Source organism: Clostridium algidicarnis (assembly GCF_000703125.1).
In the GTDB taxonomy this organism is placed as follows: Bacteria; Bacillota; Clostridia; order Clostridiales; family Clostridiaceae; genus Clostridium_L; species Clostridium_L algidicarnis.
The window spans coordinates 1,772,437-1,793,265 of the sequence record NZ_JNLN01000001.1; the positions used below are offsets into that span (position 1 = coordinate 1,772,437).

Sequence of the window (20,829 nt, forward strand, 5' to 3'; positions counted from 1 at the left end):
GTGCTTTTATTATTTTTTATATTCTTTTAAAAGTTATTTAAATTTATGAAAAGGGAATACCATAAATTATTTAAATATATCTATTATTATAAAAAGAACTGATGTAAATCAATGAGAATTATGGTAAAATATATGCAACATATGGATTGAAAAGGGAGGAAATAATATGAAAAAAAAGCTATCATTAATCCTGTTAATATTGATTTTCCCAGTATTCACCTATGGATGTAGTCAAAAAATAAGTCTTTTAGAAACTAAAGGAGATTATTTTACAGCATATACAAATGATGATATTGGTATAAAGATATCCAATACAATTAAGGAAAAGGAAGATATATATAATATTGTGTTAGATGATTTACAGAAAATCAACAGTTTTTCACCAATACATACGATAGAAATAGATATAGATGAAAAGAATGTTATACCCAAAGTGGAAAGAAGTATTAAATGTAATAGTAGTTTTATAAAGACAGAAGAATTTAAAAAGGAACTTATAAAAAAGTCCTATGATATATATGATAATTGGATTTCAGAAGGGCTTTATGCAAAGATATTTAAGAGAGATGTGGAAGTTCTAGAGTTTCCTGAATACTATGAAGAACATGACTTTTCATTATTTGGAGCAAGATTCTTTGAGCCATTCGTATCTAATAGGGAAATAGAAAATGTACAAGCTGCATCAATAGATTTAGTAGAGTATACAATAAAAAAGGGAAAAAAAGAAGAATTACTGAAAAATCAAGTAGACATATCAGATATTGAAGAATGGGCAAAGGATAAGAATATAGACCTATCTTATCAAAGAAGTATAGAGAGCCTAATGAATAGAATGGAAGCAAATAAATTAAATTCAAATGTATATTTAACTTTAAACACAAAGGAAGATATTAATGGATTTATCATAGATATACAGACTATGGATGAACAATATGATACTGCTAAAAAGATAGAAACGTTTATATTGATGATGGATAAAAATATAAGCAACATAAAAGAAGGAATAAAAAAAGATGCTCCTAATTTTTATAATAACTATAGTGATGCAATAGAAAATATTCCTCTAATACATTATTATTTTGATAATACATTAGAGGTAAATGGGTTTGCATTAACAAAAGAAGGAATAATAAAACTTAAAGATCTAACTACGCAAGTACATGAATTCAGTCACATACTAATAACGGATTCCTTTCTAAATAACAACATAGTAGTAAATGTACCTGAATGGCTAGATGAAGGTATAGCAAATTATTTGGATTATGCATATTCAGACAGATATAAATTTATTATAAAAGGTATTAATGATTTAATGTCCGAAGAAAAACTTAATGAACATGAAGAAAATCTAATAAATAATATGAATACTATATTTCAGGCGAATAATATGGATTTAAGTAATACCACGGAAATTATTACAAATAAAAGTGAACGAATTAAAATGTGCCATATATGGATGGCTTCTGTTTTAAAACATGCAGAAGTTCCGGGTTTTGAATCAGTGATAAAAGATACTGTTTTTCTTTCAAAAGAGCCAAGGAATTCTGAACAAAAATCATGGCCTATGGGCAAAGGAAATTATATTAATTATCACGCTAACCTTAGCTTTACAACTTATTTAATTGAAGAATATGGATTAGAAAAGACTTTATATCTAATGATTGAGGATTTCAGTACATTGACCTATGAAGATCAATTTGGGAAAAGTTATGAAGAACTTAAGGTTGATTGGAGGGAGTATCTTAAAGAGAACATTAAAGATATCGAATTGATACTTTGATATAAAAATTGCAGAAAGGAGGTGAAAAAATGAAATCATTGAATAACATACTATGGAATAAAGATGTAGAGATAGGGGAAGAAAAAGGGAAAGATAATGAATATGTGCCAATGGGGATTGGACAGCCTACTATGTTGACAGATGCTTGTATGTGTAATTATGCTGGTTGTAGTTCCTATCAGTCTGGAATATATGCAGGGGGATGTATTTAGCAAATGAGGAAACTAGAATGATATAACTTAAAAATTACAATAAAATGAACAAAAAGATTGAAGTCTAATCTTTTGTTCATTTTATGTAGTAATAATATTAATTTTTAAGGGGTTATATAATATGAAAAAAAAGATAATATTTATTTTGCTAATACTTGTCGTAACATTATCAATAATTGGATGTGGTAAAGAGGTAAGCTTAGTAGAAACCAAAGAAAAGTATTTCATAATGTATTCAAATGACAATATAAGTATAAAGATATCCAATACAGTGAAGGACAAAGAAAATATCTATAGTATGCTGTTGGAGGATTTACAGAAAATCAACAGCTTTTCACCAATATATAATATAGAAATAGATATAGATGAAAAGAATGTTACACCCAAAGTGGAAAGAAGTATTAAATGTAATAGTAGTTTTATAAAGACAGAAGAATTTAAAAAGGAACTTATAAAAAAATCCTATGATATATATGATAATTGGATTTCAGAAGGACTTTATGCAAGGATATTTAAGGAGGATATGGAAGTTTTAGAGTTTCCTGAATACTATGAAGAACATGACTTTTCATTATTTGGAGCAAGATTCTTTGAGCCATTCGCATCTAATAGGGAAATAGAAAATGTACAAGCTGCATCAATAGATTTAGTAGAGTATACAATAAAAAAGGGAAAAAAAGAAGAATTACTGAAAAATCAAGTAGACATATCAGATATTGAAGAATGGGCAAAGGATAAGAATATAGACCTATCTTATCAAAGAAGTATAGAGAGCCTAATGAATAGAATGGAAGCAAATAAATTAAATTCAAATGTATATTTAACTTTAAACACAAAGGAAGATATTAATGGCTTTACCATAGAATTGAGAACCATAGATAAACAATATGATGTTGCTGAAGAACTAGAAGATTTTGTACTTAAGATGGATACAAGTATAAAAGGCATAAAAGAAGGAATAAAAAAAGACGCTCCTAATTTCTATAATGATTATAGTACTGTAATAGAAAATGTTCCTAAGATACACTATTATTTTGATAATAACTCAAAGACACAAGGTGGTGCATTTTTGGGAAAAGGAATGATTGAACTTAAAAGATTAAGCGCTCAAGCACATGAATTCGGTCATATAGTAGTGACAGACTCTTTTTTAAAGAATAGTATACAAATAGATAATATGCCCGAATGGCTAGATGAAGGTATAGTAAACTATTTGGATATGGCATATTCTGGACTTATTACAGAAGAGATGGTAAGTGATTTGTTAGAGGCAAGAAAAGACGACACAGTAAAAGAAATATATTATGATTATGATAAAGTTATCGAGGTTCTTGAAGTAAATGATATAGATTTAAATAAGCTAGATAAGATAATAAAAGATAAAGATGAGAGAATAAAAATTGTTAATATAGTACTTATAGATGGAATAAAAGTTATAAAAAACAAAGGATCAGAAATACTTATTGAAGATACAGTTTTTGTTAAAGATGGATACAATGCTAATCAAACATTAAGGCCAATGGATGAAGGAAATTATATTGATTATTATTTAAATCAAATTTTCACTAACTATTTAATACATGAATATGGGTTGGAAAAGCTTTTATATTTAAGAGTTGAGGATTTCGATACATTAACATATGAGGATTATTTCGGAAAAGGATATGGTGAGCTTAAGGCTGATTGGATGGAATATCTTAAGGAGAATATTAAAGCTATCGAATTGATACTTTGATATAAATGTCACAGAAAGAATATACAAGGATGGAGAAGTAGAAGATGGAGGGATTATTATGCACTTCATAGAAGATTGGATGAACACCCTTCCTAGAAGGATACTGAAATACAAAACTCCAGAGGAGCTATTTGAAGCACAGTTAGATATAATATATGCAGCATAAGTAATTTCAACGACTTAAGTCATAAATAGAAATTAGTTCAATTTGTTATTGCAATTTTTCACAAATATTTTTCAGATAAAACAGTAATAATGATTGAACATGGCAACTATAAATCTGATTTTTTTGTTAGGTATTATAAATTTAAATATGAAAGCCTAGAGGTGCAAAGTGAAATCTCATTATCAAAATTTGATGATTCCAAGGTTGAAATTATTTATAATAATTATGTACAAATAAGGGGATCAACTCAACTAATACCCCTAAAAATATCTTAGTTATACTAAGGTGGGATCAATGATATTTGAAGTAGACTATGGAATCAATTGATATTGAGTTAAATAAACAGATACAGCTTTTACTTTTTATCCATATAGAACTGCATTAGTTATGCTATCATGTAATTTACCTGTGTTTTTTCTTATGCACTTTAGACATTTTTGATTTCTGATCTATGCTCAATAACTTTAACTTTTATATCTGGAATATCAACTATTTGACGTACAATATATTTCTCCGAAGTTACATACCGTAAGGATTATCCATAAATATCACATTTATCTACAGCATGCATTATTATTTCATCTGGAGTTTCACTAAATTCTAGTGTTTTAGCATCATGACCTTGTTAACCTCCAGGTTTTTTATTTGATTTAGTTCTTAAACTCTTAGTTTTCTTTTTTTAATTCATCATATGATGGCGGTTTGCTACTATTATTACTATTTTTATTGATTTGACTTTCCAGCAATTTAACACGCTCATTTAAAATTTTATTTTCATCAGAAAGATTCTTTGTTTCAGATTCCAAAGTTTTTATTTGATTTGAGAGTTCTTTAATTAGACCTATAATTTCAGATACCCCTTTATTGTAAATTTCGATAATTTCCCTTCATTCATTGCGTGTAACCACCTTATCATTACTTTTTACAATACATGCTTTATAATACCAAAAAATAGTGCTAAAATATACTAATGTAATTAAATAGGAGGATAATATTTAAATCCTATATAAGAATTATAAGATAAATTATTTAATTTTAGAAATAAGAAGGAGCGATTTTATGACTCTTTGCTGTAGAGACCTATTTCAATTTAAACATTTTTCAAAGGCAGTGCTATTAGCTGGAGAGGGTGGATTAAATCGTGAGATTTCTTGGCCTTATGCAAGAATGACAGAATCTATCTCACAGTGGCTTCATGGAGGGGAATTGTTGTTTGTTACCTATACAGGTATTGAAAAAGATGATGATAGTCTTTTGATGTTATTAGAAGAAAGTATTGAAAAAAAACTTTCTGGTGTTGTGATTTTAATTAACGATAAAGATAGAAGAAGTATATCAAAGATAATCATAAATAGGGCTAATGAAGAAAACCTACCACTTTTTACAATCCCATGGGATGTTAAGCTAATTGATATTATACAAGAAATATTTTTTAAGATAGAACAAAAAAGAGAAGAATCAAAGAATGCAAAACATTTTCTTGAATCTCTTATTTTATCACCAAGTAAACAAGATGAAGACATTCAAACCTTGGCAGAGTTTTACAATATAAAATTGAGACCATTTTACTACATTTGTATATTCAAGATGGAGGAGTTACTTAATACTTCTGATGACATGGAAGATGTAAGCAAGTATATAGTTCACTCTTTAGGGGAAGGGCTAAATGAAGAAAATTACACCTTAATACCTATGGAATGTGCTAATCATATGACGAGCTTAATATTTGCGAACGATTATGAAGAGGCAAAAAAATCATCAGATTCTGTTGAAGCTGTATTTAATTTTGTAAGCGCAAAATACCCTAATGCTGAAATTAGTTTAAGTTTTAGTCGAATAAGAGGATCAAATTCAGAAATAAAGACGAGTTACAAGGAAGCATTTAAAGCCTTATCTATGATACATATATATAACAAGGATTCAAAGGTTATAAGGTATGAAGAATTAGGTATTATAAGGTTACTTATTGAATTAGACGATGTTAGGGATATTGAAAAGTATTGTTATGAAAATTTAGGTCCTATTTTAGAATATGATGAAAAACACGGTATGGATCTAATAGGAACCTTAAAATGTTATTTTAAGAACAATAGGCATTTATTAAAGACGTCACAAGAACTTTTTATTCATAGAAACACATTACTTTATAGATTGTCTACAATAAAAGATCTCCTAAAAAGAGACTTAGATGATGCTATGACGGATCTAGAACTTTTTAATAGCATATTAATTTATGAATTTCTTAATCTAAAAAAATAAAAAGGTTCTGTATAAAAAATGTTTTTATACAGAACCTTTTTATTTTTTTATAAGATTGATTAAAGGAAACTATCTTCGCTATACCGTAGTTTTTTCTGTAGTATTGTCCTTTGCGAAAGATAATATTAAAACCCCTGCAAAAATTAATAAACATGCAATAATTTTTATTAATGTTATCTTCTCACCTAGTAAAAGTGCTCCAAAAATAACACTGGTTATAGGTTCAAATGTGCTTATAACCGCTGCTTCACTTGCTCCAATATGGTTTATACCAACCTGTAATAAGGATAAAGCAACAACTGTACATAAAAATGCAAATATTGTAGATATAGCCCAAGACTTAGGTGTTAATGTAGATAAAACAAGTTGACTTGTAATATTACCATATAAAAACATGCCTATGCTTGAAGCTAATGCAACATAAAATGTTATTTTAAATGGAGATTCACTTTTTAAACCACTCTTATCCATAAATATAATATAGAATGCATAGAACATTCCTGAAGCTACTGCTAAAACTAATCCAATTAATGTACTAGAATTAAAGGATGCAGAATTAAGAGCTGCAAAGAAAAAGCATCCTATACCAGACATAGCTATAATTAATGCTATTATCTTTTGTTTGCTTAACTTCTCATGGAAGAATATAACACAAGCAAGTGTTACAAACATTGGATAAGTAAAATGTATTGGAGTTACTATGCCTACATCGATATTAGCAAAAGCTATATTTAACATAAGCGTTGTTATCGCATTACCTATAAACCCTAGTATTGCTAAATTTTTAAGCTGTTTTTTTGTTACTTTTAAATCAACCTTTAAAAACAATATAATAAGCAATAAAAAAGGTAAGCTTAAAAAGTTTCTAAGAAAGGTTAAGGTTACAGGATTGCTTCCTCCAGCACCATAGGTCATAGGTCCAAGAGTAAAGGCAAATCCAAAAGTAATAGAAGATAACATTGTTAGAATTATTCCTTTTGTTTTCATATTATAATTACTTCTTTCCGTATAAATTTATTTAAAAGCTTCATCCATTATTTTTAAAATGTTTGGAATAACATTATCTACAATTATCTTTCCTTTTTCTGCTGAAGATGATTTAGCAGATGCTAATATACCAGTTTCAGGAACAATACCTTTTTCTACAGGATATCTATAGTAAGTTGCTGGGCTAGCATTTTTTGTGTCTAAGATTTGATCTTCTCTAACAAGTTCTGGTGCAAAATACATCATAAGTGAAGTTTCTGTAACAGCAGCATGCTCTAAAGCCCAACCTGGGAATGGTACTTCATTAAATACCTCATCAATTACATGAGGTGACATTGGATCCCACCAGTTAGTAAGAAGAATTTGAACTTTATCACCATATTTTGCAGAACATAAATCCATAGCTTCTACAATAAAGGCTTCATTTTCAAAGTGGGCACTTAAAATAAAGATTTTTGTAAATCCATCACGAACAAACTCATCAAGTATATCCATTACTAAAGCTTGTAATGTAGCTCCATTTAAATCAATAGTTCCAGGGAATAATGGGCCACCACCACTTAATGGTTTTGATTTATAACCATAAGAAAGAGTTGGAGCAACTACTCCGTTTATTTTTTCAGCTATGCGATAAGCAAATCCTTCTGCAAGTACAGCATCTACACAAGTAGGTAAATGAGGACCATGTTGCTCTGTAGCACCTATTGGCAAGATGATTACATCATCTTTTTTCTTTGCAAATTCCTGCCAAGTCATATTTGACATTTTAAAATTTTCATACATAATAACGTCTCCTTTTTATATCTTTAATAATATTTTTTAAAAGCAATATTTATTATACTCTGGGTATATAGTACATACAATGTACTAAAAATACAAAGATATTCACAAAAATATGTTCTTTTAATGCACAGTGATATTAAAATATTATTGTATATTTAGTACAATGACTAGTTTATGTTTTCATGTTAAACTTCCTCTATTGCTAATTTTAATAGTAAAGATTAAACAGTAAAAACTGAAGGGAGATTATTAAATGAAAGCTATTTTATTTAAAAATGCTAGATTAAAAGGAAATGAAACATTAGTTGATTTGTTTGTTGAAAATGGGGTATATAAAGAAATAGGTTCAAATATTTCAGCGAAATATAAAGATGTAGAAAGCTTCGACCTAGAAGGAAACCTTGTTATTCCACCTTATGTTGATCCACATATTCATTTAGATTACGTATATACAGCTCGTATGCCTGGTGCAAGCAATGGAACAGGAACTCTTTTTGAAGGTATTCAAAGATGGTCTGAAACAAAAGGAAACATGACAACAGAGGAAATAAAAGAGCGTGCAAGAGTAGCGCTTAAAAAAGAGATTTTATATGGAACACAATATCTTAGAACCCATGTTGATGTAACAGATCCAAAACTTACTGGTTTAAGAGCAATGATGGAACTTAAAGAAGAAGTAAAGGATCTTGTTGATATACAAATTATAGCATTTCCACAAGAAGGTATGTATTCATATAAAGATGGAGATAAATTAGTAGAAGAAGCATTAAAAATGGGTGCTGATGTAGTAGGTGCTATACCTCACTTTGAATTTACAAGAGAAATGGGAGAAAAATCAGTTAAGAAAACTGTAGAGCTTGCTATGAAATACAATAAGTTAATTGATGTTCATTGTGATGAAACAGACGACGAACAATCAAGATTTGTTGAGCTTTTAGCTGCAGAGTCTTATATGAATGGAATTGGGGAGCTTACAACAGCAAGCCATACTTGCGCTATGGGTTCATATAATAATGCATATGCCTTTAAGTTATTTAAACTTTTAAAATTATCAAAAATGAACTTTATATCATGTCCAACTGAAAATATCCATTTGCAAGGAAGATATGATACATATCCAAAAAGAAGAGGACTTACAAGAGTTAAGGAATTAAATGATGCAGGGATGAATGTTTGTTTTGCACAAGATTCAATTTCGGATCCATGGTATCCATTAGGGAACGGAAATTTAATGAATATTTTAGATGCTGGAATTCATATTTGTCATATGATGTCTGTTGAAGAGATTAATAATGCACTGGATTTAATTACAGTAAATGGTGCAAAGACTCTACATATAGAAGATAAATATGGTGTAGAAGTAGGAAAGGATGCCAATTTTATAGTGTTAAATGCAAAAAATGAATTTGATGCAATACTAGAAAGAGTAGGAGTTAATTGTTCCGTTAGAAAAGGAGAATTCCTATTTAAAAGAGCACCAGAAGTAATTAACACAAGTATTTCTTTATTAAAATAATATTTTGATAAAAATAACCTAAAAAGCTATTGGATAATATCCAATAGCTTTTTAGGTTATAATAAATATATCAAGTGATTCTTAGACTCAAGTGGAGTTTGCCTATAAGGAATACATCTCGCTATCTGAGTCTTAGAAGAACTTATCCAGGGGCGTAGCAGCCGTCATCCCCCACCTTGAAGAGGAGAGTGGTGTTACGGATGGTAGCCATCGGATAAAAACAATAGTTTAAATCTATATATTAGATATTTAATTTTATTAATATATATAATAAAAATTGAAAGAAGGGATACACAATGGTAAGTGATAGGATAAATAAAAAGACTAATAGACTAATAAATGAAAAATCACCATATTTACTTCAACACGCTTATAATCCTGTAGACTGGTTCTCATGGAGTGAGGAGGCTTTTCAAAAAGCTAAAACAGAAAATAAACCTATCTTTTTAAGTATAGGATATAGTACTTGTCATTGGTGTCACGTTATGGAGCATGAATCTTTTGAGGATGAGGAAGTAGCAAATATATTGAACAATTATTTTGTGTCTATAAAAGTTGACAGAGAAGAAAGACCGGATATAGATAGTGTATATATGTCAGTATGTCAGGCTATGACAGGAGGGGGTGGATGGCCTCTTAATTTATTTTTAACTAAAGATAAAAAACCCTTTTATGCAGGTACTTATTTTCCTAAGACTTCTAGACAGAATCAGACAGGGTTTATGGAGATTTTAGAAAGTATACATGATGTTTGGGTAAGTAACAACGACCATGTATTAACCACAGCAGATCAGGTAGTTAAAACTTTAAATGGGGATACTTATGATGAGAGTTCTAATATTTCAAAAGATATCCTTAATGAAGGATTTCAAAGTTTCTTAAATTCTTTTGATGCTGTATTTGGTGGATTTAGTAAGGCACCTAAGTTTCCTAGCCCTCATAACTTATCTTATCTTTTAAGTTATTATAAGGATACAAGAGAACCGAAGGCTTTAGAAATGGTTGAAATTACATTAAAGAGCATGTATAAAGGTGGTATATTTGATCACATAGGATTTGGATTTTCTAGATATTCTGTGGATGAAAAGTGGTTAGTACCTCATTTTGAAAAGATGCTTTATGATAACGCTCTTTTAGCTATAGCTTATATAGAAACCTATGAAATAACTAAAGATAATATATACAAAGAAGTAGCAGAAAAGATACTTACCTATATATTAAGGGATATGACATCAAAAGAAGGAGGGTTTTATTGTGGAGAAGATGCAGATTCGGAAGGGGTTGAAGGTAAGTTTTATCTATGGGACTTTACAGAACTATACAAGGTTTTAAATATGGAAGAGGCCAATTTATTTATTAATTACTACGGTATACAAAGGGAAGGAAACTTTGAAGGGAGTAATATACCCAATTTAATTGGGGAAGAATTAGAGGATTTAGATAAGAACAGTTTAAAGGAGAAATTAGAAAATATAAGAAGAAAACTTTTTGACTATAGAGAAAAAAGAATTCATCCGCATAAGGACGATAAGATACTAACATCTTGGAATGGACTTATGATTGCAGCTTTTGCAAAGGCAGGTATGGTCTTCCATGAGGAGAAGTATAAAGATGTATCTACTAAAGCTTTAGACTTTATTTTTAGTAAACTTCAAAGAGAAGATGGGAGATTGCTTGCTAGATTTAGGCAGGGTGAATCACGCTACCAGGCTTACTTAGATGATTACGCTTTTATTATTTGGGCACTTATTGAGGTTTATGAAGTAACTAAAGATTATTTTTATATAAAAAAAGCTTTAGAGTTAAACAAACAGATGATAGAATTATTCTTAGATAAAGAAAAAGGTGGATTATTCCTATACGGTAAGGATAGTGAGGAACTTATATTAAGACCTAAAGATATTTATGACGGAGCGATACCCTCAGGGAATAGTGTAGCTGCTATGAATATGCTAAGACTTTTTAAAATTACAGGAGATATAAATTTAAAAGAGGAAGCAGAAAGTATATTTAAAGTATTTGGTAATTCAATAAATAAAATACCTAGAGCCCATGCAAAGACTTTGGAGGCTTTATTATATAGTGATTTTAATTTAAAATAAGTTCGAAATTTTAAGATGTTTTAAGTCAATACTTAGTATTGGATGTTATAGAGGTAGCTCTAAAATAGAAAATTATATAGGGGTAGGGGAAGATGAAGGAAAGTTTTGTATATAAGGATGAAAAGATAGAATATGAAATAATATATAGTAAGAGAAAAACTATGGAGATAAGTATAAAACCACCGGATAAAATAACAGTAAGAGTGCCTATGAGGTTGCCTAAATATAAGATTATAGAACGACTTACAGAAAAGGGAGATTGGATATTAAAACATTTAAATAATTTCAAAGCTATAGATTATAAACCTATAAATAGAGAATTCATTAATGGTGAGAAGTTATTATATCTTGGAAGAGAATATAATCTTATAATATATGAAGATTATTTAAGAAAAAAGCCAGAGGTATATATAGAAGAAGGACATATTGTGGTTAGACTTAAGGAAAACAATAAGGCGGATGTAGAAAAGAGTTTGGAACTTTGGTATAGAAAGGAAGCTTTAAATTATATCTTAGGCAGTATAAAGCAGTATGAAAAGATTTTTAATAAAAAGTCAAAGGACATAGTGGTTAAGGAACAAAAAAAGAGGTGGGGTAGCTGTACCTATGATAACAGATTACTATTTAACTGGAGATGTGTAATGGCAAGTCCACAGGCTATAGATTATGTCATTTTGCATGAAATGTGCCATATAGTTCATAAAGATCATTCTAAAAATTTTTGGAATTTAGTAGAGTCTATAATGCCAAGTTACAAAGAAGAGAAGCAGTGGCTTAAAATAAACGGTCATAAATTAACTCTATAAAAAGGTTTTTGATTCAAAATTGGTACTCATCAAATGAAAATTATTAGCTAAAAAATCTCTATTAATTTAAAATATGAATTTCATCAATAATTAAAGAAAAAAACAAACAATTGATGGTGTAAACATTTACCTTTAGTCAAATAGGATTAACCTTAGTTGTATAATTATGAATTTGCTAATAGAATATATAAATAATAAGTATAATTATTCAACTTTATATTTTAAGGATATGGTGTAAGAACTGTGATATAGATTGTGCCACGGATAAAACTCCTGCATTTTATACGTGGTACTTTTTTTGTATTAAATTATAAGGTGAAAACACTGAAGGGAGATAAAAAGTGAAAGATTTAAATAATAGAGAGTCATTTTCATCGGGTATGGCAATATTTTTTGCTACTTTAAGTTCAGCTGTGGGTCTAGGGAATATATGGAAGTTTCCTTATTTAATAGGTAGTAATGGAGGAGGGGCATTTTTAATAGTTTATCTTTGCTGTATCCTTTTAGTTGGATTACCTATTATGATAAGTGAGTTTTATATTGGTAGGAAAACAAAAAAGAATATAGTGGGTGCTATAAAAACTATTAAGGGAGAATCAAAGTGGCAACATATGGGGATAATAGGTATAGTAACAGCCTACTTGATTTTGTTTTTTTATAGCTCTGTAGGTGGATGGGTATACTCTTATGTTTTTAAGGCCTTAAAAGGAGATTTTAAGAATATAAATGGGGATATTGCAAATATTGCATTTAAAAACACTATTATAGGACCCATAGAACCTATTTTATGGCAAGTACTTGTGGTTGTAGTAGTGTCTACAATAATATATTTAGGTGTAGGTGAAGGAATAGAAAAGGTGACTAAAACTCTTATGCCTTTATTATTTGTGTTAATAATTATCTGTGATATAAGGGCGTTAACTCTTCCTCATGCATCAGAAGGTTTGGAATTTTTATTTAAACCCAACTTTTCATTACTTACTAAAGATGCATTCTTAGTAGCATTAGGCCTTGCCTTTTTCAAATTATCTCTTGGTGTAGGTACTATGGTTACATATAGTAGTTATTTTAGAGAAGATAATAATATGATAGGTACTTCATTAAAGGTAGCTTTATCTGATACTTTAGTTTCTATATTAGCTGGCATTGCTATTTTTCCTGCAGTATTTTCTTTTGGATTAAAACCAGAGGCAGGACCTGGGTTGCTATTTCTAACAATACCCTTAGTTTTTTCAAAGATACCATTTGGTCAGGTTATGTTAGTGGCATTTTTTGTATTAAGTTCTATAGCTGCAACAACGGCTATGATGTCTATGTTAGAAGTGCTAATTGCATACTATACAGAAGAAAAGTCTATGAGTAGAAAAAAAGCTGTTATAATAAATGCTCTAATTATAATTTGTATAGGAATTTTTGCTACATTATCTGCAGATAGTGAAGGGATTTTGGGTGGAATAACTATATTCGGAAAAGGAATTTTTGATATTTTTGATTATTTATCATCTAACATACTTATGCCTATAGGTGGGTTTTTAATAATAATACTTGTAGGGTACTATAGCAAAAAGCAGAGTATAATAGATGAACTTTCAAATAAGGGTGAGTTAAACAATATAAAACTAATAAAATTATATTATTTTGTTATAAGATATATATCTCCCATATTTTTGTTGTTAATATTTTTTTATTCTATAGGGATAGTAAAATAGTTCTGATCTCCTAAAGATTATATAGAGATAATAATTAAAAATATATTATTAAAGTAGAAGTTTAAACATACACGCAAAAAAATGTACAGAATTCGATAGGAGGCTATATTGTGGAAGATGAATCAAAAAAACTTAGGTGGTATAACCTATCTTTAATGGGCTTTGTTATGGTTTGGGGATTTGGTAACGTTGTAAATAATTTTGCAAACCAAGGTTTAAAGGTGGTGTTTTCATGGATAATTATGATCTCAATTTATTTTGTACCCTATGTGTTAATGGTAGGGGAACTTGGATCTACATTTAAAGATGGAAAAGCGGGAGTTTCATCTTGGATAAGATCTACTATGGGACCTACTCTAGCATATTTTGCAGGGTGGACTTACTGGGTAGTTCATATACCATATTTGGCACAAAAGCCCCAATCTATACTAATAGCTTTAAGCTGGGCGATATTTCAAGATGGAAGCAGAATTAAATCAATTAATCCTATGATTCTACAATCTATTACATTGGTATTATTCTTTATATTTTTGTGGATTGCATCAAGAGGGATTAACTCACTAAAAAAGATAGGTACTATAGCTGGTACAGCAACATTTGTAATGTCTATACTTTACATATTACTTGTAATAGCAGCTCCAGCACTTAGAGGTGTGAGGCCTGCTACTACAAACTTAACATTTAAAACATTTATGCCGGAATTTAATTTTGCATATTTTACTACTATATCTATGTTGGTATTTGCAGTGGGTGGATGTGAAAAAATATCCCCTTATGTAAACAATACCAAAAATCCGTCAAAAGAATTCCCAAAAGGAATGATAATATTAGCAGCCATGGTTGCTGTATCAGCAATACTTGGTTCTTTAGCTATGGGAATGATGTTTGATGCTAATAATATTCCAAAAGATTTAAAAATGAATGGACAGTATTATGCATTTAAGATGCTTGGAGAATATTATGGACTTGGAAACATACTGCTTGTAATATACGCTTTAGCTAATATGGCAGCGCAAATATCAGCATTGGTATTTTCTATCGATGCACCACTTAAAGTTTTACTTGCAGATTCTGATAAAAGATATGTTCCAGAAAAATTAGCTAAAATGAATGACCGTGGAACACCAATTAATGGATATAAGCTAACGGCGGTATTGGTAAGTATACTTATAATACTACCAGCTATAGGAATAGGTGATATGAATACGTTATTTAATTGGTTACTAGACCTTAATTCAGTAGTAATGCCACTTAGATATCTATGGGTATTCCTTGCATATATGGCCTTAAAGAAATCCGTAGATGGTAAGTTTGATTCAGGTTATAAGTTTATAAAAAGCAAAAATGGAGGATTTATAGTAGGGTTATGGTGCTTTGCATTTACAGCATTTGCATGTATAATGGGCATGTTCCCTAAGGGCGTTACATCATTTTCAAAGGAATGGAAATTCCAAATAACCTTAAATCTACTTACACCTTTTGTGCTTATAGGGCTTGGACTTATACTTCCTATAATTGCAAAAAGAAAGAATGGCAAGTCACCTTTTGATGTACCGGAAGATAAAAAATGGTTTAGTATTAGAAGTAAGTAAAAGCTTAAAATAGTAATTAGATTTAAAACACCTCTTTGTAAAAAGGTTAATAAAATAAAAATTAGCGTCTTTAAGATGTTTCATCTTAAAGACGCTTTTTAACATTTAACCAAAGCAAAATAAATTAGTTATGAATGTAAAGGATATAAGGTTGCTAAGATGGAATATTTCCATGTATGTTTAACTGATTTTCTGATATAATTAATAATATGATGATTTAAAAAAATAATTCTTACATACAATATGTAAGTCTTAATTGTTTTAAGGATTAAATTTATAAAAAAGAGAAAGTGAGATGGTGGTCGTGGATGATTACCCTAGCGGGTATAGGACAAAATTAAATATAAGCAATGTAATGTTAGACCATTTTCTTACTAATAATATTAGTTATAATAAGTTCACTTAAAACAATGTATTAGTGTGCCTCGATTATAATTGAGTAATCATTATTTTTTATGTGGTATGAAAATAGGGTCGAACTTACTAAGGAGGTTTGGCTATGAAAAATTTATTGTTTGGCTACTTAGATAAGGAAAGAATAGAAATATTAAGAGAAAAGTTCACTGAAATGAATGTGGTGGATATAGCTCAAATATTTGAAGAAATTCCAGAAGAAAAGAAACTCATAATATTTAGGATATTACCAAAGGATATTGCAGCAGAAGTATTTTCTTATATAAGCCAAAAAGAGCAACAATTTATAATTGAATCTATAACAGATAAGGAAGTTCAATCTTTAGTAGAGGACTTATACCTAGATGATACTGTAGATTTTGTTGAGGAGCTACCAGCGAATGTTGTTAAAAAGGTACTAAGAAATACAGATGATGAAACAAGAAAGAGGATTAACTTCTTTTTGAATTATCCTGAGAATTCTGCTGGAAGCATAATGACTATAGAATATGTAGACCTTAAAAAAAATATGACAGTAAAAGAAGCTATATCTAGAATTAAAAAGATTGGAATTGATAGGGAAACTATAGATACTTGCTATGTCACATCAAAGGGAAGAAAACTTGAGGGTGTGGTGTTGTTAAGGCAAATTATATTAAGTGATGAAAATGAAATAATAGAAAACATTATGGATAAAGATGTGAAGTATGTAAATACTCACGATGATCAAGAGACGGTTGCCTTATTATTTAAAAAATATGATCTTTTAGCTATGCCAGTAACAGATAATGAAGATAGGTTAGTTGGTATAATAACAATAGATGATATTTTAGATATTATAGAAGAAGAGACTACAGAAGACTTCTACAAGATGGCTGCAATGGAGCCTTCAGAAGAAGATTATTTAGATACAAGCGTTTTTTCTTTAGCAAAGCATAGAATCGTTTGGTTATTAGTACTTATGATATCTGCTACATTTACTGGAAGTATAATTAGAAAATACGAAGACATACTTCAAGCTGTGGTTATTTTAACGGCATTTATTCCCATGCTTATGGATACTGGTGGAAATGCAGGCTCACAATCTTCCACTTTGGTAATAAGAGGTCTTGCACTTGGAGATATAAAACTTAAGGATTGGCCTAAGGTTTTATTTAAAGAATTTAGAGTAAGTCTTATTGTAGGATCTACCTTAGCGGTTGTAAACTTTCTAAGAATTTATTTCTTGGAAAAGGTAGACTTTTATGTGGCTTTAACTGTATGTTCTACTTTGTTTTTTACTGTAGTTATTGCAAAAGCTGTAGGAGGATTACTACCTATAATAGCAAAGAAGCTTAAAGTGGATCCAGCTATAATGGCAAGTCCGCTTATAACAACTATTGTCGATGCCTTAGTTTTAATATTATACTTTGCTACAGCAACAATGCTTCTTGGAATTTAGAAAGATCAAGTGATTCTTAGACATAGGTGGAGTTTGCTTATAAGGAATACATCTATCCATCAAAGTCTTAGAAGAACTTATCCTAGGGGCGTAGCAGCCGTCAACCCCCACCTTGAAGAGGATAGGGGTGTTACGGATGGTAGCCATCGGATAAAATTTTGAAAGGTGGAATAATCATGTTATTCAATTATTTTATGCCTACTAAAATATATTTTGGGAAAGATGTAGTACTTAAAAATAAGAATATACTCAAAGATTTTGGAAAGAAAGCTTATATTATTACAGGTAAAAGTTCATCAAAAGTTAATGGATCTTTAGATAATATGATAGAAGCTTTAGAATATAACAACATAGAACATATAATATTTGATGAAGTAGAAGAGAATCCTTCATTAGAAACTGTTGAAAAGGCTTCAGTAATAGGTAAAAATGAAAAAGTAGATTTTATAATAGGTATTGGAGGGGGATCCCCACTAGATGCTGCTAAAGCTATTGGAATTTTTATAAATAACCCTAACATAAATAAGGATAATATAAATGAAACAAAAGATTTAAAAAGTTTACCTATAATTGCTATTGCCACAACCTCAGGCACTGGATCTGAAGTCACACAGTATGCTATAGTTACTGATCATAATAATCAAACAAAAAAGAATTTAGGTCAAAGTGTTTTTCCAAATGTAGCATTTTTAGATCCTTCTTATACCATGAATATAGGGTGTGATGTAACAGTAAGCACTGCCATAGATGCATTTACGCATCTAGCAGAAGGTTATTTAAATAATAATGCAAGCGAACTTACGGATACCATGGCAGAATCGGGATTGCGTCTTTTTGGCAGGTGTTTAAAAGATATATTAGAAAATAATATAGATTACTCTACTAGGGAAAATCTTATGCTAGCATCTACACTTGGAGGAATGGTAATAGCTCAAACAGGTACTTCATTACCACATGGCATGGGCTATCCACTGACATATTTTAAAAATGTACCTCATGGAAAAGCAAATGCTTTATTGTATGGAGAATACTTAAATGTTTTTAAAGATAAAACTAGAGTAAATAAGGTTTTAAGTTTTTTAAATTTAAAAGACATAGAAGAGCTTAGTAGCATAATATCTAAATTAATGGATACTACCTTAGATATAACTGAAAAAGAGATACAGGTATATGCAAAAATAATGTGTAGTAATGAAGCTAAGTTAAAAAATCATCCAGAAAAGGTAGGCTATGATGAAATATATAACATATATATGAATAGTCTAATCAAGTGATTAGATAAAAGGGTAAGTTTTTTTAATAGAATAATATAACACAGGGGAGCTAGATAATCACTGGCTGAGAGTAAGAATGACTATTCTTAGACCCAAAACCTGAACTGGATAATGCCAGCGTAGGAAGTGTACTATAGTAATATTGCAAGATATATAGCACAGGCCGTACTGGTCTGTGCTTTATTATATTTTAATAAAGGGAAGAGGGGGACATAAATGAAAATTAAAAACATGACAATTTCAGCTATGTTTGTAGCAATTGGAGTGCTAGGAAGCCAAATTATATACATTCCAGTAGGCGCTTCAAAATGTTTTCCAGTTCAACATACCATAAATATAATTTCAGCTATTAGTTTAGGTCCTGTGTATTCTGTTGGAATAGCCTTCTCAATATCACTACTTAGAAATGTTCTAGGCATAGGATCTTTGTTGGCATTTCCAGGTAGTATGATAGGGGCATTGATTGCAGGATTGTTATTTAGAATTACTTCAAAAAAAGAAATGGCTATTTTAGGTGAGGTATTTGGTACAGGCATACTAGGGGGGATTATGGTTTTTCCTATAGCAAAGTTTATATTAGGTAAGGATGTGGCAGCATTATTTTACGTAGTTTCATTTTTAATAAGCACCATAGGTGGTAGTGGTATAGCTTATGCAATGCTAAAGGTTTTAGATTTAGGTAAGACAAGCAAAAAGATTTCACAAAAGTGAAATATAGGGCTAATTTTAATAAATAAAGGTGGTGGTTATGGGATAAATATACTTAAAAATGAGACAGAATATGGAGAATATTAAAGAAAGTTAAAATATGTACCAAGAAAGATAGATAGATACTTTACCTTATAACTGTTTTAGAGTAAAATTACAATAACAATTAGTTTTCAAAAATATATAGATAGAGGTGATATAAGTGAAGACCTTTGAGAGTTACAAATTAAAGGATATAGAATTTAAAAATAGGATAGTCTTACCACCTATGTGTATGTATAGTGCAGATGAAAACGGTATGGCTAAGATGTTTCATTTTGTACACTATACAGAAAGAGCTATCGGAGGAGCTGGACTTATAATTTTAGAAGCCACAGCAATTGCACCTAATGGAAGAATATCAGATAATGACCTTGGCATATGGGATGATAGTCATATAGAGGGACTTAAAACCATCGCAATGTCAGTAAAAGATAATGGTTCAAAGGTGGCTATACAGCTAGCTCATGCAGGAAGAAAATGTGAAGCAAAAGCTGACTTTATAGTAGCACCTAGTGATATTTCCTTTAGTGAAAAATATAGACAACCAAAAGCCTTATCAAAAGACGAAATAAAAGAAATAATTAAAGGATTTAAAGATGCTGCTTCTAGAGCAGATAAAGCTGAATTTGATATGATAGAAATTCACGGAGCACATGGATACTTAATAAATGAATTTTTATCACCATTAGCTAATAAAAGAGAAGATGAGTATGGAGGGAGTACTGAAAACAGAGTTAGATTTTTAAATGAAATATTAGATGAAATAAAAGAAGTATGGCCTTCAAGTAAACCTATAGGCCTTAGAGTTTCAGCATCTGATTATGCAGAGGGCGGAATAGATATAGATGAAATGATAAAAATAGTTAATCTTATAAAAGATAAGGTAGATATAATTCATGTAAGTTCAGGGGCTGTAGTAAACACAAGAATAAAAACTTACCCTGGATACCAAGTGAAATTTGCAGAAGAGATAAAGAACAACTGCAAAATACCAACAATTGCAGTTGGACTTATAGAGAAGATTGATATGGTTGAAGAAATACTCCAAAATGAAAGAGCTGACATGGTAGCTTTGGGAAGAGAACTACTTAGAAATCCTTACTGGACCCTTCAAGAGGCAAAAAAGAATGGCATAGAATTAGAATTCCCAAAACAATATGAAAGATCTTTTAAATAACATATCAAGTGATTCTTAGAAGAACTTATCCAGGGGCGTAGCAGCCGTCATCCCCCACATTGAAGAGGATAGGGGTGTTACGGATGGTAGCCATCGGATAAATATATAATAGTAAAATTAAATAAAACAAATATTTAGCCTGAGAAT

At 30.0% G+C, this 20,829-nt stretch carries 16 protein-coding genes and 1 riboswitch; of the genes, 13 read left to right on the forward strand and 3 right to left on the reverse strand.

Translation table 11 applies throughout. The features are described 5' to 3' along the window. Nucleotides 1–166 precede the first annotated feature (166 nt). The 3 genes from BV55_RS0108550 (at nt 167) to BV55_RS0108560 (ending at nt 3,727) form a co-directional block, all read left to right on the forward strand. The gene (locus tag BV55_RS0108550) at nt 167–1,780 is read left to right on the forward strand and encodes a hypothetical protein (RefSeq protein ID WP_029452415.1); all 1,614 of its coding nucleotides are present in this window, start codon (nt 167–169) and stop codon (nt 1,778–1,780) included. A 29-nt stretch (nt 1,781–1,809) separates the two neighbouring features. Continuing rightward, complete coding sequence (locus tag BV55_RS0108555) at nt 1,810–1,992, forward strand: hypothetical protein (RefSeq protein WP_029452416.1); 183 nt, start codon at nt 1,810–1,812, stop codon at nt 1,990–1,992. A 121-nt stretch (nt 1,993–2,113) separates the two neighbouring features. Further along, nucleotides 2,114–3,727, forward strand: a complete 1,614-nt coding sequence (locus BV55_RS0108560) for a hypothetical protein (protein ID WP_029452417.1) — start codon at nt 2,114–2,116, stop codon at nt 3,725–3,727. A gap of 831 nt (nt 3,728–4,558) precedes the next feature. Here the strand turns inward: BV55_RS0108560 and BV55_RS15830 are convergent. Next, on the reverse strand, nt 4,559–4,774 hold the full coding sequence (locus tag BV55_RS15830) for a DUF6444 domain-containing protein (RefSeq protein ID WP_423752111.1): 216 nt from the start codon (nt 4,772–4,774) through the stop codon (nt 4,559–4,561). A 178-nt stretch (nt 4,775–4,952) separates the two neighbouring features. On the opposite strand from BV55_RS15830, the gene BV55_RS0108570 reads away from it, so the two are divergent. Beyond that, nucleotides 4,953–6,152, forward strand: a complete 1,200-nt coding sequence (locus BV55_RS0108570; protein WP_029452418.1) for a PucR family transcriptional regulator — start codon at nt 4,953–4,955, stop codon at nt 6,150–6,152. Nucleotides 6,153–6,230: 78 nt separating this feature from the next. Here BV55_RS0108570 and BV55_RS0108575 read toward each other — a convergent pair whose 3' ends face one another. Together BV55_RS0108575 and BV55_RS0108580 are read right to left on the reverse strand one after the other, a co-directional pair. Continuing rightward, nucleotides 6,231–7,139, reverse strand: a complete 909-nt coding sequence (locus BV55_RS0108575; RefSeq protein ID WP_029452419.1) for a DMT family transporter — start codon at nt 7,137–7,139, stop codon at nt 6,231–6,233. A 27-nt stretch (nt 7,140–7,166) separates the two neighbouring features. Next, complete coding sequence (locus BV55_RS0108580; protein WP_029452420.1) at nt 7,167–7,922, reverse strand: creatininase; 756 nt, start codon at nt 7,920–7,922, stop codon at nt 7,167–7,169. Between the two features lie 253 nt (nt 7,923–8,175). Between BV55_RS0108580 and codA the strand changes: the two genes are divergently transcribed. From codA to namA, 9 genes are all read left to right on the forward strand, one after another. Continuing rightward, complete coding sequence (gene codA, locus BV55_RS0108585; protein WP_029452421.1) at nt 8,176–9,438, forward strand: cytosine deaminase; 1,263 nt, start codon at nt 8,176–8,178, stop codon at nt 9,436–9,438. Between the two features lie 296 nt (nt 9,439–9,734). Continuing rightward, a complete protein-coding gene (locus tag BV55_RS0108590; protein ID WP_051652462.1) occupies nt 9,735–11,540 on the forward strand; it encodes a thioredoxin domain-containing protein in 1,806 nt (601 codons plus the stop codon). Between the two features lie 92 nt (nt 11,541–11,632). Further along, the gene (locus BV55_RS0108595) at nt 11,633–12,346 is read left to right on the forward strand and encodes a M48 family metallopeptidase (RefSeq protein WP_029452423.1); all 714 of its coding nucleotides are present in this window, start codon (nt 11,633–11,635) and stop codon (nt 12,344–12,346) included. A gap of 341 nt (nt 12,347–12,687) precedes the next feature. Continuing rightward, nucleotides 12,688–14,055 (forward strand): sodium-dependent transporter, encoded by a 1,368-nt coding sequence (locus BV55_RS0108600; protein WP_029452424.1) that lies wholly within the window; start codon nt 12,688–12,690, stop codon nt 14,053–14,055. Nucleotides 14,056–14,210: 155 nt separating this feature from the next. Then, entirely contained in the window at nt 14,211–15,647 is a 1,437-nt protein-coding gene (locus BV55_RS0108605; protein ID WP_198023229.1) for an amino acid permease, read from the forward strand. Between the two features lie 499 nt (nt 15,648–16,146). Then, nucleotides 16,147–17,481 (forward strand): magnesium transporter, encoded by a 1,335-nt coding sequence (mgtE, locus tag BV55_RS0108610; RefSeq protein ID WP_029452426.1) that lies wholly within the window; start codon nt 16,147–16,149, stop codon nt 17,479–17,481. Between the two features lie 176 nt (nt 17,482–17,657). After that, entirely contained in the window at nt 17,658–18,755 is a 1,098-nt protein-coding gene (locus BV55_RS0108615; RefSeq protein WP_029452427.1) for an iron-containing alcohol dehydrogenase family protein, read from the forward strand. A gap of 32 nt (nt 18,756–18,787) precedes the next feature. Continuing rightward, nucleotides 18,788–18,898: riboswitch (TPP riboswitch) on the forward strand. 73 nt (nt 18,899–18,971) lie between these two features. Further along, nucleotides 18,972–19,466, forward strand: coding sequence for an energy coupling factor transporter S component ThiW (gene thiW / locus BV55_RS0108620; RefSeq protein ID WP_029452428.1), 495 nt, complete (start codon nt 18,972–18,974; stop codon nt 19,464–19,466). A gap of 199 nt (nt 19,467–19,665) precedes the next feature. Then, nucleotides 19,666–20,682 carry an NADPH dehydrogenase NamA gene (namA, locus tag BV55_RS0108625; protein WP_029452429.1) on the forward strand — a complete coding sequence of 339 codons (1,017 nt, stop codon included), beginning with the start codon at nt 19,666–19,668 and terminating at the stop codon, nt 20,680–20,682. Nucleotides 20,683–20,829: the final 147 nt, after the last annotated feature.